This is a genomic window from Streptosporangium pseudovulgare (assembly GCF_014648055.1).
GTDB classification, from domain to species: domain Bacteria; phylum Actinomycetota; class Actinomycetes; order Streptosporangiales; family Streptosporangiaceae; genus Streptosporangium; species Streptosporangium pseudovulgare.
This window is the reverse complement of record NZ_BMQJ01000004.1, coordinates 437,281-451,920: the sequence shown is the minus strand read 5'-3', so window position 1 is coordinate 451,920 and position 14,640 is coordinate 437,281. Positions and strand designations below refer to the sequence as shown.

The 14,640-nt window shown below is 73.5% G+C and carries 13 protein-coding genes; 9 read left to right on the top strand and 4 right to left on the bottom strand.

The window, feature by feature from the left end; all coding sequences use genetic code 11:
• The 4 genes from IEZ10_RS11835 to pdxR all read right to left on the bottom strand — a co-directional run.
• The coding region (locus IEZ10_RS11835) for a 5-deoxy-glucuronate isomerase (protein ID WP_189246520.1) at window positions 1-622 on the bottom strand (622 nt) is incomplete at its 3' end.
• Window positions 619-1,596 carry a class I fructose-bisphosphate aldolase gene (locus IEZ10_RS11830; protein WP_229811183.1) on the bottom strand — a complete coding sequence of 326 codons (978 nt, stop codon included), beginning with the start codon at window positions 1,594-1,596 and terminating at the stop codon, window positions 619-621. The genes IEZ10_RS11830 and IEZ10_RS11835, both read right to left, overlap by 4 nt.
• Before the next feature lie 38 nt (window positions 1,597-1,634).
• Entirely contained in the window at window positions 1,635-2,606 is a 972-nt protein-coding gene (locus tag IEZ10_RS11825; protein WP_229811174.1) for a TIM barrel protein, read from the bottom strand.
• 300 nt (window positions 2,607-2,906) lie between these two features.
• Window positions 2,907-4,406: a MocR-like pyridoxine biosynthesis transcription factor PdxR gene (gene pdxR / locus IEZ10_RS11820; protein WP_189246519.1), complete on the bottom strand. Its 1,500-nt coding sequence runs from the start codon at window positions 4,404-4,406 to the stop codon at window positions 2,907-2,909.
• A 184-nt stretch (window positions 4,407-4,590) separates the two neighbouring features.
• Here pdxR and IEZ10_RS11815 point away from each other — a divergent pair, with 184 nt between their 5' ends.
• The 9 genes from IEZ10_RS11815 to IEZ10_RS11775 all read left to right on the top strand — a co-directional run bounded on the left by IEZ10_RS11815 (window position 4,591) and on the right by IEZ10_RS11775 (window position 14,574).
• Window positions 4,591-5,646, top strand: coding sequence for a DMT family transporter (locus IEZ10_RS11815; protein WP_189246518.1), 1,056 nt, complete (start codon window positions 4,591-4,593; stop codon window positions 5,644-5,646).
• 318 nt (window positions 5,647-5,964) lie between these two features.
• On the top strand, window positions 5,965-7,617 hold the full coding sequence (locus IEZ10_RS11810) for a fumarate hydratase (protein ID WP_189246517.1): 1,653 nt from the start codon (window positions 5,965-5,967) through the stop codon (window positions 7,615-7,617).
• 28 nt (window positions 7,618-7,645) lie between these two features.
• Window positions 7,646-8,074, top strand: coding sequence for a TIGR03668 family PPOX class F420-dependent oxidoreductase (locus IEZ10_RS11805; protein ID WP_189246516.1), 429 nt, complete (start codon window positions 7,646-7,648; stop codon window positions 8,072-8,074).
• Window positions 8,075-8,299: 225 nt separating this feature from the next.
• Window positions 8,300-9,463 carry a serine/threonine-protein kinase gene (locus tag IEZ10_RS11800; RefSeq protein WP_189246515.1) on the top strand — a complete coding sequence of 388 codons (1,164 nt, stop codon included), beginning with the start codon at window positions 8,300-8,302 and terminating at the stop codon, window positions 9,461-9,463.
• A 35-nt stretch (window positions 9,464-9,498) separates the two neighbouring features.
• Entirely contained in the window at window positions 9,499-11,169 is a 1,671-nt protein-coding gene (locus IEZ10_RS11795) for a serine/threonine-protein kinase (RefSeq protein WP_189246514.1), read from the top strand.
• A 94-nt stretch (window positions 11,170-11,263) separates the two neighbouring features.
• On the top strand, window positions 11,264-11,680 hold the full coding sequence (locus IEZ10_RS11790; RefSeq protein ID WP_189246513.1) for a VOC family protein: 417 nt from the start codon (window positions 11,264-11,266) through the stop codon (window positions 11,678-11,680).
• A 78-nt stretch (window positions 11,681-11,758) separates the two neighbouring features.
• Complete coding sequence (locus tag IEZ10_RS11785) at window positions 11,759-13,150, top strand: class II fumarate hydratase (protein ID WP_189246512.1); 1,392 nt, start codon at window positions 11,759-11,761, stop codon at window positions 13,148-13,150.
• Between the two features lie 100 nt (window positions 13,151-13,250).
• Window positions 13,251-13,637 (top strand): tautomerase family protein, encoded by a 387-nt coding sequence (locus IEZ10_RS11780; RefSeq protein ID WP_189246511.1) that lies wholly within the window; start codon window positions 13,251-13,253, stop codon window positions 13,635-13,637.
• 193 nt (window positions 13,638-13,830) lie between these two features.
• Window positions 13,831-14,574, top strand: coding sequence for a 3-hydroxybutyrate dehydrogenase (locus tag IEZ10_RS11775; RefSeq protein ID WP_373287389.1), 744 nt, complete (start codon window positions 13,831-13,833; stop codon window positions 14,572-14,574).
• Window positions 14,575-14,640: the final 66 nt, after the last annotated feature.

Sequence of the window (14,640 nt, the reverse complement as noted above, 5' to 3'; positions counted from 1 at the left end):
CGTCGCCGCCCGCCACCTCCGTCAGCGTCTCGTGGCCGCCGTAGACCCGCTGGTAGCCGGGCCCGCCCTCGAAGTAGTAGATCTCCTCCAGCACCGCCTCGCACTCCGAGGCGGTGTCGTGCTTGTGCGGCGGGTAGGACGACCAGTTGCCGCCCGGGGTCAGCACCTCCACCGCGACCAGCCGGTCGCAGTCGAAGGCGTCCGGCGCGCAGAAGTTGTTGACCTGCCGGGTGGCCTGCCCGGCCCCGCGGATCTCGACGGGGACGTCGCGGGTCGCGCCGTACCGGACGGGGAAGCTGCGCCGCGCGCGGGCGGCGGGGAACGCGAAGCGGCCCGAGCCGGTGATCCGCACGGTCGCGCCGACGGGGAGGTAGGCGAAGTCGCTGACCTCGGAGAAGACGGAGGTACGGCCGTGCAGGACGAGCCGTACCCCGTCGCAGCGGACCTCGCACGAGCCCGACAGCGGCAGGACCAGCATCTCCTCGTCGCCGGTGGTGAAGTCGACGCTCTCGCCGGACAGGCAGAGCATGCGGAGACCGGTGTAGGCCCAGCCCGCCGTCTCAGGGGTGATCCACAGGGCCCAGGGGGACCGTGCCGTGCTGCCCGCCGGGACGAACGTCATGGCGCCTCCTCGGCCGGAACCCGGGCGGCAGGCCCGGCGTGCGGCGTCCGGGCGGGCCCGGACCGGGTGTCGCGGTCGGGTCGCTCGCTCATCGGTGCAACCTCCAGCATCCCCACGGCCGTGTCCACGGCCGCGGCCACGTCGTCATCGGAGGGGTACAGCAACGCGCGGCCGATCACAAGCCCCCGCACACCGGGAAGCCGGAGCGCCGCGCGCCACGCGGCGTAAGCGCGTTCCGGCGTTTCCCCCGGATCACCGCCCAAAAGCAGCGTCGGCAGCGTGGTGGCCCGCACGACCCGCTCCATCCCCTCCACCACCGGGATCTTCAGCCAGGTGCGCGCGGAGGTCGCGCCGAGTCCCTGGCCGACGTGGATGGCGCGGATGACGCCCTCGGCGGACAGGTCGTGGACGACGCCCCGCTTCCCTCTCCGCGACCAGAAGGGCTCGACCATCGCGATCAGGCCGTGCGCGGCCAGCTCGGTGATCGCCCGCCCGCAGGACTCGAGGGTGGCGGCGGTGGCGGGGTCGTCCAGGCCGATCCGGCAGAGCATCTTGCCGCCGTCGAGGCCCATCCGGACGATCGAGGCGGTGTCGTAGGCGGTGAAGCGGTCGTCGAACTCGAACGCCGCCCCCTGCACGCCGCCCCGGTTCATGGAGCCGATGACGAGTTTGTCCTCCAGCGCGCCGAGCAGCAACATGTCCTCGACGATGTCGGGGGTGGCCAGCAGGCCGTCCACGCCCGGCCGGGACAGCGCCGTGCACAGGCGTTCCAGCAGGTCCACCCGGCTGCCCATGGCGAGGGGCCGCCCGCCCGCGCCGAGCACGCCGCGGGCCGGGTGGTCGGCGGCGATGACGAGGATCTGGCCGCGCCCCTCCAGGGGGCTCCTGCGCCGCCGCGCCGCCGCGGCCTGCGCGATGCGCTCGGGGAAGCGGGCGCGGGTGTCGAGCAGGTTCCGGTGGTCCTCCTCACGCAGGCGCGCGGCGGCCCGGCCGGGCCCGGGCACGGCCTCGCTCACGGGCGTTCCCCGGCGGCCGGCCCGCCGTCGCGGGGGCCGTCACCGGGGGGTGCGTCGCCGCCGGGAGCGGCGGCCGGTCCGCCGCCGAGTTCCCGCAGGCAGGCCAGGCTCTCCGCCATGTTCCGCCGGGGGACGTCGTCGTCCTCCCGGCCGAGCATGACGTCCTGTTCCAGGACGTACCACCCGTCGTATCCGGCGGCGGCCAGGCCGGTGACGACGCCCGCGACGTCCACGTCGCCCCGGCCCAGCGGCCGGTACAGCCCCTCCCGCACCGCCCGGGCGTAGGGCGTCTCCCCCGCCCTGACCCGCGCGGCGAGAGCGGCGTCGACGTCCTTGAGGTGGACGTGCGCGATCCGCCCGGCGGCCCGGGCGGCCACCCCGGCGGGGTCGGCGCCGCCGACGAGCAGGTGGCCGGTGTCCAGGCAGAGCGGCACGGTACTGCCGTCGAGGACGCGCTCCACCTCCTCGGCGTTCTCCACCACGGTCCCGACGTGCGGGTGCAGGGCCACCGTACGGCCGAACTCCTCGGCGGCCTTCATGATCCGCTTCAGGTTGGCCAGCAGGGTCTTCCAGCCCTGGACGTCCGGGACGTGCCTGGCGTCGCGGCCCTGGGCGCCCGGGGCGTGCCTTTTGTCGTAGCCCTCCTCGTCCGCGGCCGCGGCGAGCACGAGCACCTCCACGTCGCCGTCCCGGAACGACCGCAGGGCGGCGCGCACCTCCGGGAGGGGGTCGTAGCGCGGTTCGTGCAGGACCACGGGGGCGAACCCGCCGACGGCGCGCATGCCGTACCCCTCGAGCATGGAGCGGCAGCGCGCCGGCGAGAGGGGCAGGAAGCCGTAGGGGCCGAGCTCGGTGGCCGTCAGGCCGAGGTCCCGCATCTCGGCGAGCACCTGGGAACGGTCGAGCTGGCGGCCCCAGCCGGGGACCTCGCACACCCCCCACGAGATGGGCGCTCCGGCCGTCCTCACGTGGTCACCGCCGTTCCACGCCGGGGACGCGCGACCGGGAGCGCGGGGGGAAACGCTCCGGTCCGGCTGACGTACGGCAGGGCACCGCGCATGACGCCTCCGTGGGAGAAGCCTCTGGAACTCCCGTTCTAGGCAAGGAATCCGGGCCAGTCAAGGTTTGTCAGGACATACCGATGATCTACCGGTGCCCGGTCCGGCGGTCCGCTGATCCGCCGGCGCCCGGACCGCCGGCCCGCGACGGGTCCGCGGCGGGTCCGCGGCGGGTCCGCGGCGGGTCCGCGGCGGGTCCGCGGCGGCCCGTCAGCGGAGCTCACCGAGCTCACCGAGCTCGCGGAACTCGCGGAGCTCACGGAGCTCACGGATCTCGCGGAGCTCGCGGGCGAAGGCCCGGACGGCGCCGGCCGCGCGGTGGGCGGGCAACCGGGCGAACCCCATGACCAGCGCGGGCGGCCCCGGCGCGCGCCGCATCGGACCCACCGGCTCGGCGACGAGGCCGCCCCGCCAGGCCGCCCCGGCGGCCGACTGCTCGTCCCAGCCGCCGGGCAGCTCGGCGAACAGGTGCAGCCCCGCGGAGACACCGCGCACCGTGACCTCGGGGAGGTGCTCGGCCAGAGCCCGCACCAGGGCGTCGCGCCGGGCGCGGTACTCCCGGCGCATTCTCCGCAGGTGCCGGTCGTAGCCACCGCCGCGGATGAGATCGGCCAGCGCGTACTGCTCCAGGACCGGGGAGCCGAGGTCCAGCTCGCCGCGGGCCCGCCGTATCCACTCGGAGATCGACGGCGGCGCCACCACCCAGCCGAGCCGCAGCCCCGGCGCCAGCGACTTGCTCACGCTCCCGGCCAGGACCACGCGGCCGGGGTCGAGCCCCTGCAGGCAGCCCACCGGGCCGCGGTCGAACCGGAGCTCCGCGTCGTAGTCGTCCTCCAGGATCGTCGCGTCCGTCGCGACGGCCCACTCGATCAGCTCGGCGCGGCGGCGGGGGGACAGCACCACTCCGGTGGGGTACTGGTGGGCCGGGGTGAGCAGCACCGCCCGCGCGCCGGTGGCGGCCAGGGCGCGGACGTCGACGCCCTCCTCGTCCACCGGCACCGTGACCAGGTCGGCCCCCGCCGTACGGAGCAGCGGGAGCTGGCGCAGGCTGACCGGGTCCTCGACGGCCAGCCTGATCCGGGCGGGGGGCGGCTCGGGGCGCGTGACGCGGTCGGCGAACCAGTCCAGGTCGTGCCTGGCCCCGCCCTGGAGGAGCCGCCCGGCCAGGGCCCGGACCGTGAGGCTCAGCCCCTGGGCCACCCCGCCCACTATCACCAGGTTCTCCGGGCGGACGTCCGCCGCTCGGACCCTGCCCAGATAGGCGGCCAGTTCCTCACGCAGCTCCGGGACGCCGCCGGGATCGCCGTAGTCCAGCGCGTCGGCCGGCAGCGCGGCCAGCACCCGCCTGATCGAGGCGAGCCATCTCTCGCGCGGGAAGAGGCCCAGTTCGGGGGTGGTGGAGCGGCGACCGTAGTACGGCTCGCAGGTCGGCGGCGACGTGCCGAGCGCCTGCTGCGCCCGGCCCGCCGCCGGCGCCACGCTGGTGCCCGCGCCGACCCGGGAGAGCAGGAACCCCTCCGCGACGAGCTGCTCGTACGCCTCCACGACCACGCCGCGCGACAGCCCCAGGTCCCTGGCCAGCTCGCGGCTGGCCGGCAGCCGCTCCCCGGCGGCGAGCCGGCCCTGCCGTACGGCCTCGCGCAGCTCGCAGGCGATCTGAGCGGCGATCCCCCCCGCCGCGCGGTCGATGGTGAGATGCAGGTCGGCCAATTGGTCCTCGTTCTTGCCGCTTCATTGGACCCGTAGAGGGGACCATTTGCTTCATAGCATTCACCGCGTGAACGCGAATGTCACTTCGACCGGCTCCCCTGCCCGCCCGGGACCGGGACGCACGGAACCCCCCGGAGGCCGGGGAGGCCGGGAGATACGCGGCCCGGCGCAGGCGGCCGGGGGAATGTTCCTGGTCGGCACCCTGGCGGGGGTGTCCGGCGTGATCGGCGGCTATCCGGTCTACGGAGGCCAGGCCCTGCGCTACCTGGCGGCCGCCGTGCTGCTGCTCGCCGTCGCCCGCGCGTCGGGCCTGCGGTTCCTCCGGCCCCGCCCCCGGGAGGCGGCCCTGCTGGTCGCGCTGGCGCTGTTCGGGCTGGCCCTCTTCAACGTGTGCGTGATCGAGGCCACCCGGCACGGCGGACCGGTGCTGCCCGGGACCGTCCTCGGCGCCGTCCCGCTGGTCCTGGCCCTGATCGGCGGACGTCCCTCGCCGCGGACGGTCGGGGCGGCCGCGGTGGTGGTGTCGGGGACCACCCTGGCCACCGGACTGGGCAGCGGCGATCTTCCCGGCCTGCTGTGGTCGCTGGGCGCGCTGGGCTGCGAGCTGGCCTTCACGTTGCTGGCCGTGCCGCTGCTGCCCCGGTTCGGGGCGGTGCGGGTGTCGGCCTACTCGTCGGTGCTGGCCGTACCGCTGCTGGCGGGCACCGGATGGATCGTGGACGGCACGGCGATGCTGCGCGTGCCGTCCGCGGCGGAGGCGGCGGGCCTCGCGTACCAGGCGGTGGTCGTGACCACCGTGGCGTTCCTCCTCTGGTACGACGCGCTGCCCCGTATCGGGCACGGGACCGCCGGGCTGTTCGCCGGGCTGATCCCGGTGGGCGCCATCGTCACGGGCGCCGTCCTGGGCCTGGGAGCGCCCACGCTCCCCGATCTGCTCGGGGTGGCGCTGGTGGTCGCCGGGATCGCGATCGGGCTCGGCGGGACGCACCATTCCCCCGCGTCCCCCGCGGCCTCCCCGCGCGACGCCCTCGCCGGCCCGCCGCGCGACCTGGTGGGCGAGCCGCCCGGCGGGCCGGGCGACGACCCGTACGGCGGACCGCTCAGTGGGACTGGCGGCTCTTCGCGCGCGGCAGGCTCGCCCGCCGCTGGTGGGGCACCTTCACCCGCTGCTGCGGCAGCTCCGCGGGAGGCTCCGGCCAGCTCACCGGCCACTGGGGCGTCCGCCCGCCGTCTTCCCTGATGTTCCGGAGCGTGATGGCGATCAGCGACACGGCAAGGCTGACGACGATGATGAACGCAACGATCGCGAGCATGATGATGTGTTCGGTAGTCATGGTCACAGCCCTCGGCTCTCCACCGGGATCTCGACCCGGCCTTATCTCCTAGTTTCCCTCGGTTTTTCGGACATATAGTGACAATAGACGTCATACATCACTAATGACTCATTAAAGGGCTTATTTCCTTTCGCGTCGCCCGGCCACCCGGCGGAGCGCCCGACGCGAGGGCTTACCCTCTAGGGGCACCGGAAGCAGCCACGCGGCACGGAGGATCAAAGACGATGCCCGAGTTCGACTACACCGACCTGCTCCCCCTGGGACCGGACGAGACCCCGTACCGGTTGATCGGCACCGAGGGGGTGCGCGTGGTCGAGGCCGCGGGCCGCAGGTTCCTGGAGGTCGATCCCGAGGCGCTGCGGCTGCTGACCGAGACGGCGATCCACGACATCTCCCACTACCTGCGGCCGTCCCACCTCGCCCAGCTCCGCAAGATCATCGATGACCCCGAGTCCAGCGGCAACGACCGCTTCGTCGCCCTCGACCTGCTGAAGAACGCCTCGATCGCGGCCGGCGGGGTGCTGCCGATGTGCCAGGACACCGGCACCGCGATCGTGATGGGCAAGCGCGGCCGCCACGTGCTCACCGACGGCGCCGACGCCGAGCACGTCTCGCGCGGCGTGTACGACGCCTACACCCGGCTGAACCTGCGCTACTCCCAGATGGCCCCGCTGACCATGTGGGAGGAGAAGAACACCGGCTCCAACCTCCCGGCCCAGATCGAGCTGTACGCCGAGGACCCGCACGGCCACCCCGACGAGTACAAGCTGCTGTTCATGGCCAAGGGCGGCGGCAGCGCCAACAAGTCGTTCCTGTACCAGGAGACCAAGGCCGTCCTCAACGAGAAGCGGATGCTCGCCTTCCTGGAGGAGAAGATCCGCTCCCTCGGCACGGCCGCGTGCCCGCCGTACCACCTGGCGATCGTCGTCGGCGGCACCTCCGCGGAGTTCGCGCTGAAGACCGCCAAGTACGCCAGCGCCCGCTACCTCGACACCATCCCCACCGAGGGCTCCCCCAGCGGTCACGGCTTCCGCGACCTCGAACTGGAGGCCAAGGTCTTCGAGCTGACCCAGAAGCTGGGCATCGGCGCGCAGTTCGGCGGCAAGTACTTCTGCCACGACGTCCGCGTCATCCGCCTCCCCCGCCACGGCGCCTCCTGCCCGGTCGCCATCGCGGTCTCCTGCAGCGCCGACCGCCAGGCCCTGGCCAAGATCACCCCCGAGGGGATCTTCCTGGAGCAGCTGGAGACCGACCCCGCCCGGTTCCTGCCGGACACCACCGACGAGCAGCTCTCCGACGACGTGGTGAGCATCGACCTCAACCGCCCGATGCCGGAGATCCTCGCCGAGCTGACCAGGTACCCGGTCAAGACCCGCCTGTCGCTGACCGGCCCCCTGGTCGTGGCCCGCGACATCGCGCACGCCAAGATCGCCGAGCTCCTCGACGCCGGCGGCGAGATGCCGCAGTACATGAAGGACCACGCGGTCTACTACGCCGGCCCCGCCAAGACCCCCGAGGGCTACGCCTCCGGCTCCTTCGGCCCCACCACGGCCGGCCGGATGGACTCCTACGTCGAGCGCTTCCAGGCCGCCGGCGGCTCCATGATCATGCTCGCCAAGGGCAACCGTTCCAAGCAGGTCACCGACGCCTGCAAGGCCCACGGCGGCTTCTACCTCGGCTCCATCGGCGGCCCGGCCGCCCGTCTCGCCCAGGACTGCATCAGGAAGGTCGAGGTGCTGGAGTACCCCGAGCTCGGGATGGAGGCGGTCTGGCGGATCGAGGTCGAGGACTTCCCCGCGTTCATCGTGGTGAACGACAGGGGAGAGGACTTCTTCGCCGACACGACCGGCCCCGTCCTGTCCATCGGCCGCCGCTGACCGTCATCCACGGGGCACGGGAGGGGCGATGGACGCGGACGAGGCACGGGAGAGGTTCCGGGCGGCCCGGGTCGCCCGGCTGGCCACCGCTGACGCCGGCGGCACACCCCATCTCGTGCCGGTCACCTTCGAGGTCGACGGCGACGTGATCGCCTTCGCCGTCGACCACAAACCCAAGCGCACCGCGGATCTGCGCCGGCTGCGCAACATCGCGGCCAACGACCGGGTGTGCCTGCTGGCGGACCACTACGACGACGACTGGTCGCGGCTGTGGTGGGCGCGCGCCGACGGGCGGGCCCGGATCGCCGGCGAGGGCGCCGAGCGGGAGCGGGCTCTCGGCCGGCTCGCCGCGCGCTACCCGCAGTACCGCGACCGCCCGCCGGAGGGGCCGGTGGTGGTCGTCGAGGTGGACCGCTGGTCGGGGTGGTCCTACGCGGCGGGCGCGGGGCCGTCCTGACCGCTCCGCCTTCAGGGCCGCTCGTCATGCGCGCCGGGTATGGCCGTCACCCGGAAAGCGGGAACGCGCGTCATGAATACACCGGAAACCAGGAAGCCGGACGGGCGGTCAGGGGTCACCGAGTGTTTATCGACCATGACGAGTACGAAAATCTGACAGAAGATCGCAAGAAGTTTCGGCCCGGTGTCTACAGGTCTCAATACGCAAATCGGTAAGCTGCCAATCATGCGTGCGCCCTCCGGATACCTTCTCGCAGCGCGCTACCGGCTGGCGGAGCCGGTCGGGCGCGGCGGCATGGGCACCGTCTGGCGCGCACACGACGAATGGCTCGACCGTGAGGTGGCGGTCAAGGAGGTGCGGCTGCCCCTGGTCCTCGACGAGGATCTCCGGGCCGAGCTGTGCACCAGGACCGAGCGCGAGGGGCGGGCCACCGCGATGGTCGCCCACCCGTCCGTGATCACGGTCTACGACGTGGTGACGGAGGACGAGCGTCCCTGGATCGTGATGGAGCTGCTGCGCGCCAGGTCGCTGGAGCAGCTCCTGCAGGAGCACGGCCCGCTGCCCCCGCGCCAGGTCGCCGAGATCGGGCGGCAGGTCCTCGGCGCGCTGCGCGCCGTGCACGCCAAGGGCATCCTGCACCGCGACGTCAAGCCCAGCAACGTCCTGGTGACGCCCGAGCGGGCGGTGCTCACCGACTTCGGCCTGGCCGCGCTGGAGGGTGACGTGCCGATCACCCAGGCGGGCATGGTGCTCGGCTCGGCCGGATACATCTCCCCCGAGCGCGTCCTGGGCGCCAAGGCCAGTCCGGCCGCCGACCTGTGGTCGCTCGGCGCGACCCTTTACACCGCCGTCGAGGGGCGCGGCCTGCACGGGCGCCGTACGGCGGCCGCCGCGCTGGCCGCGCTCACCAGCGGCGAGCCGATCCCGATGGAGAAGGCCGGGCCGCTGACCCCGGTGCTGCGCGGCCTGCTCGCCATCGACCCGGCGACCCGGCTCGACGCGGTCCGCGCCTCGCTGATGCTCGCCCGGGTGGCGGCCGGAGGGGTGGTGGAGGAGCCGGTCCCCCGGCCGCAGCGGAACGGCACGACGATCGCGGTGCCGTCGTTCAACCGCCGCCCGCAGCACCGCGGGCTGCACCGGGTCGGCACCCCGCAGAACACGCCCCCGTCGTTCGTGCCGCCGCCTGGCCCGTTCCAGGCCCCCACCGCGCCGACCCCGACGCCGGTGGGGTCGTCGATGCGGGGCCACCGCCGCCCGGCCGAGGGCGTGCACCGCAAGCCGGTGGAACGGCCGCCCGCCCCGCAGCCGTTCGGGCGGATTCTGACGCCGATGATCAGGCTGATGCTGCCGCGCCTTCTTTGGCCGAAAAAGCTCCGCAAGCGCGGGTAAAGCGATCTACAACCAACAATCGCTATCTTCTTCTCATGCCGGAACAGCAAAGGCGCCTGCTCGCGAACCGCTACGAGCTGATCGCTCCGATCGGCCGGGGCACGATGGGCACGGTGTGGCGGGCCTACGACCGCGCCCTCGGGCGCGAGGTAGCGATCAAGGAGATCCGGCAGGAGCGCGGTCTCAGCGACGCGCAGCGCGCGGAGCTCCGGGAGCGCATGATCCGTGAGGGCCGTATGGCCGCCCGCATCAGCCATCCCTCGGTGGCCACCGTCCACGACGCGATCAACGAGGACGGCAGTCCGTGGATCATCATGGAGCTGGTGCAGGCCCGCTCCCTGGAACAGGTGATCGAGGAGGAGGGGCCGCTGCCGCCCCGGCTGGTCGCCGAGATCGGCGTCGACCTCCTCGGGGCGCTGCGCGCCGCCCACGCCCAGGGGGTGCTGCACCGCGACGTCAAGCCCGGCAACGTGCTGCTCACCGAGAGCGGCCGGGTCGTGCTCACCGACTTCGGCATCGCCAAGGCCGAGGGCGACGACAGCCTCACCAGCACCGGCATGGTCATCGGCTCGCCGGGATACACCCCGCCCGAGCGGGCGCGCGGCGAGCACACCGGCCCGGAGTCCGACCTGTGGTCCCTGGGGGCCACGCTGTACTTCGCGGTGGAGGGCAGGCCCGCCTACGAGCGGTCCTCGGTGTCGGAGACCCTGGCCGCCCTGATGAGCGACCAGGTCGATCCGCCGGTCCTGGCCGGTCCGCTCCGGCCGGTGCTGGAGCGGCTCCTGGAGCGCGACTTCCGGGCTCGGCCCGAACCGGGCAGGGCGATGGCGATGCTCCGCGCCGTGGCCGACGCCCCCGCGGGCCCGGCGGTGACCACTCCGGGCGCCGGGCATCCCGCCTCGCCGGACGAGATCCCCTCCACCGGCACGTTCGCGGCACGGCCCGCCCCCGCCGCGCCGCCCGCGTCGCACCCCTCCGCGCCGGTCCCGCGGCCGGCGCCCCGCCCTTCCACGCCCCCGGCTCCGCAGCCGCCGGGGTCCGCCGCGCCGAAGGCCGGGCGCCCGGCCGCGCCGCCGTACGGCCTTGCGGCCTCCCGGCCCGCCGCGTCGCCCGCTCCCTCCGCGCCCGGCGCCGCTTCGTCCGCCCCTTCCGCGCCCGGTGGCGCGTCCCCGGCGCCGCGGGGCCCGGCGGGCACGCCTCCCGGTGAGGCCGAGGAGTTCGACGCCGACCGGACCGTGGTGGTCGCCCGCCCGCCGGGCGGTTTCCGGCCGCCCGCCCGAAACCAGGCGCCCGGCGTCCGGAACCAGGCACCCGGCGTGCCCGGGGCCGCGGCTCCCGGCCGTGGATCGTCCCCGACGCCGCCGGCGACCGGGGCGCCGGAAGCGGGCGGCCAGGCCGCGGACACCCGCATGCTGCCCCCCGTCGAGGCGCACGGCGAGCCCGGCAGGCCCGGAATGCCCCGGGAGCACGCGCCACGGCCCGCGTGGGAGCCCGGGGCGTCCCCGGGGAACCGGCTCACCGGCGACCAGCTCCGCTCCCACGGGCTGGGCACCGACCTGTTCGCGATCGCCGGGCAGGGCGGCAAGGGCGTGCAGAACACCACGCCGCCACGGACCCGCGTCGGCCTGATCGCCCTCCTCGGGGTGGCGGCCGTCGCGCTGATCGTGATCATCATCATGGCAGTGGCCGCCTTCGCGGGCACCTGACGCGCCGGGGCCCCGCCGGGCTCCGCCGGGGCCCCGCCGAACCGGTCAGGAATCGAGAAGCCCGGAAGGGGCCGCCGGCCATAGCGTGATCGGCATGGAACTCACCCTGCACTACTGCTACATCACCGTTGACGACGGCGACAAGGCGCTCGCCTTCTACCGGGACGCGCTCGGCCTGGAGGTGCGCAACGACGTCGCGTACGGCGGCGCGCGCTGGCTGACCATGGGCCCGCCGTCGCAGCCGGACGTCAACATCGTCCTGGAGACCGTCAACGCCGACCCGAACGCCGCCCCGGAGGACCTCGCCGCGCTGGGCGACCTGCTCGCCAAGGGCATGCTGCGCGCCGTCGTCTTCGCCACCCCGGACTGCGACGCCACCTTCGAGGAGGTCCGCGCGTCCGGCGCCGAGGTGCTCCAGGAGCCGATCGACCAGCCGTACGGCGTCCGCGACTGCGCCTTCCGCGACCCGGCGGGCAACATGATCCGCTTCCAGCAGCTGAAGAAGGACTGACCCGGCGACACCGGCCGCCCAGGGCGGGGCGGCCGGTGCCGAATTCCGGCTTTATCCGGCAAGACGCAGACTGTACCCATGACCGAATACCGGATCGAGCACGACTCGATGGGCGAGGTACGGGTTCCGGCGAACGCGAAATGGCGGGCGCAGACACAGCGGGCGGTGGAGAACTTCCCGATATCCGGGCGGGGGCTGGAGAGCCCGCACATCGCCGCCCTCGGCCTGATCAAGGCGGTCGCCGCCGAGGTCAACGCCGAACTGGGGGTCCTGGAGAAGGACCTGGCGCAGGCGATCGCCGAGGCCGCCACCGACATCGCCGAGAACGAGTGGGACTCCGAGTTCCCGATCGACGTCTTCCAGACGGGCTCCGGCACCTCCTCCAACATGAACGCCAACGAGGTGATCGCCACCCTGGCCGAGGAGCGGCTGGGCCGTCCGGTCCATCCCAACGACCACGTCAACGCCTCGCAGTCGTCCAACGACGTCTTCCCCACCTCCATCCACGTCGCCGCCGCGACCGAGGTGACCTACCACCTCATCCCCTCGCTCCGGCACCTGGCCACCGCACTGCGGAGCAAGTCGCTGGAGTTCGAGGACGTGGTCAAGTCCGGCCGCACCCACCTGATGGACGCCACGCCGGTCACCCTCGGTCAGGAGTTCGGCGGGTACGCCACCCAGATCGACAACGCCGTCGCCCGGGTGCGCTCCGCCATCCCGCACCTGGCGCAGCTCCCGCTGGGCGGCACGGCCGTCGGCACCGGGATCAACACCCCGCCCGGCTTCGCGTCCAAGGTCATCGAGAAGCTCCGGGAGGCCACCGGCCTGCCGTTCTCCGAGGCCCCCGACCACTTCGAGGCCCAGGGCGCACGGGACGCGATCGTGGAGCTCTCCGGGCAGCTCCGCACGGTCGCCGTCTCGCTCAACAAGATCGCCAACGACCTGCGGTGGATGGGCTCCGGCCCCAGGGCGGGTCTCGGCGAGATCAACCTGCCCGACCTCCAGCCGGGGTCGTCGATCATGCCGGGCAAGGTCAACCCGGTGCTCCCCGAGGCGACGCACATGGTCGCCGCGCAGGTCATCGGGAACGACGCGGCGATCGCGTTCGCCGGGGCCTCGGGCAACTTCGAGCTCAACGTGATGCTGCCGGTCATCGCCCGCAACATCATGGAGTCCATCCGGCTGCTGGCCAACGTCTCCCGGCTGCTGGCCGACCGGTGCGTCCAGGGCGTCACGGCCAACGCCGACCGGCTGCGCGAGTACGCCGAGTCGTCCCCGTCGATCGTCACGCCCCTCAACCGGTACGTCGGCTACGAGGAGGCGGCGAAGATCGCCAAGCAGGCCCTCGCCGAGCGCAGGACGATCCGCGAGATCGTCGTCGAACGCGGCCACGTCGCCTCCGGCGCCATCACCGAGGAGCAGCTCGACGACCTGCTGGACGTGCTGTCCATGACCCGGCGGCCGTCCTGACGCGGCTCCCCGGCCGGGGTCCGGGGGACGCCGTGGAAGACTCGGTGTCCCCGATTTCGCCCCGGACCGTGTCCGGGGCCTCCCCGCAGGAGGATCGACCATGGCACAGGTCAAGTTCTACGGCCGCCGCGACGTCTGGGCCGGCAGGCGCCGGGAGCTCTCCGACACCGTCCACGGCTGCCTGACGGAGGCGTGGAAGCTCCCCGCCGACAAGCGGTTCCACCGGTTCCTGCTGCTGGACGCCGAGGACATGGTCTGCCCGCAGCGGAGCGAGCGGTACCTCATCGTGGAGATCGTCTGCTTCGAGGGCCGGTCCCCGCAGGCGAAGCGCGACCTGATCCGCACCCTGTTCGCCAGGGCTCAGGAGGACCTCGGCCTGCCTCCCGCGGACCTGGAGATCGTGATCCTGGAGGCGCCGCAGGTCAACTGGGGCATCCGGGGTCTGCCGGGTGACGAGCTGGCGCTGACCTACCCGGTCACCGTCTGAGGACCGCCCGGCGGCCGCGGCCCGGATCCGCCGGTCACCGCCCGGCGGCCGTCCCGCGCCGTCCGCCCCGGCCGGACGGGCGAACCGCCCTGCGCCCCGGGGGGATCCGCGCCACGCACATAGACGACCATGGGACTATGGCGACCGCGTACATGGGCCGGTGTTCGGCTGATTGCCTAGATTCGGCAGCATGATGGACCTGACAGGACGCCAGGCCGTGGTGACCGGAGCGGGCAGCGGGATCGGGCGTGCCTGCGCGCACCGTCTGGCCGCCGCCGGGGCGCACGTGGTGGTGGTCGACATGGACGCGGAGGCCACCGCGAAGGTGGCCGCGGAGGTCTCCGGTACGCCGGTGGTCGCGGACCTGTCGACGCCGGACTTCACCGACGCCCTCCCACCGGGTACGGACATCGTGGTCAACAACGCCGGCTTCCAGCACGTCGCGCCGATCGAGGACTTCCCGCCGGAGGTCTTCGCGAAGATCCTCAAGGTCATGGTCGAGGCCCCCTTCCTGCTGGTGAGGTCGGTCCTGCCGGGGATGTACGAGCGCGGCTGGGGCCGCGTCGTCAACATCTCCTCCATCCACGGGCTGCGCGCCTCGCCGTACAAGGCGGCGTACGTCACGGCCAAGCACGCGCTGGAGGGATTGTCGAAGGTCATCGCCCTGGAGGGCGCCCCGCACGGGGTCACCTCCACCTGTGTGTGTCCCGGCTACGTCCGCACGCCGCTGGTCGAGAAGCAGATCGACGCCCAGGCCGAGACGCACGGGATCGGCAGGGACGAGGTGATCGAGCAGATCATGCTGGCCCCGGCCGCGATCAAGCGGCTGATCGAGCCTGAGGAGGTGGCCGAGCTGGTCGCCTACCTCTGCGGCCCGCACGGCTCGTTCCTCACCGGGGTGTCCCTGCCCGTCGACGGCGGCTGGACCGCCCACTGACCCCCGGCCCGCGCGGGTCGCGGGCCGGGCACCACCTCGCGCCCGCGGCGCGGGGACGGCCGGTGG

Coding starts and splice junctions, on each gene's coding strand:
- IEZ10_RS11780 (WP_189246511.1), top strand. CDS start 13,251: ATGGCACAGGTCAAGTTCTACGGCCGCCGCGACGTCTGGGCCGGCAGG.
- IEZ10_RS11795 (WP_189246514.1), top strand. CDS start 9,499: ATGCCGGAACAGCAAAGGCGCCTGCTCGCGAACCGCTACGAGCTGATC.
- IEZ10_RS11815 (WP_189246518.1), top strand. CDS start 4,591: ATGTTCCTGGTCGGCACCCTGGCGGGGGTGTCCGGCGTGATCGGCGGC.
- IEZ10_RS11785 (WP_189246512.1), top strand. CDS start 11,759: ATGACCGAATACCGGATCGAGCACGACTCGATGGGCGAGGTACGGGTT.
- IEZ10_RS11805 (WP_189246516.1), top strand. CDS start 7,646: ATGGACGCGGACGAGGCACGGGAGAGGTTCCGGGCGGCCCGGGTCGCC.
- IEZ10_RS11790 (WP_189246513.1), top strand. CDS start 11,264: ATGGAACTCACCCTGCACTACTGCTACATCACCGTTGACGACGGCGAC.
- IEZ10_RS11800 (WP_189246515.1), top strand. CDS start 8,300: ATGCGTGCGCCCTCCGGATACCTTCTCGCAGCGCGCTACCGGCTGGCG.
- IEZ10_RS11810 (WP_189246517.1), top strand. CDS start 5,965: ATGCCCGAGTTCGACTACACCGACCTGCTCCCCCTGGGACCGGACGAG.
- IEZ10_RS11775 (WP_373287389.1), top strand. CDS start 13,831: ATGGACCTGACAGGACGCCAGGCCGTGGTGACCGGAGCGGGCAGCGGG.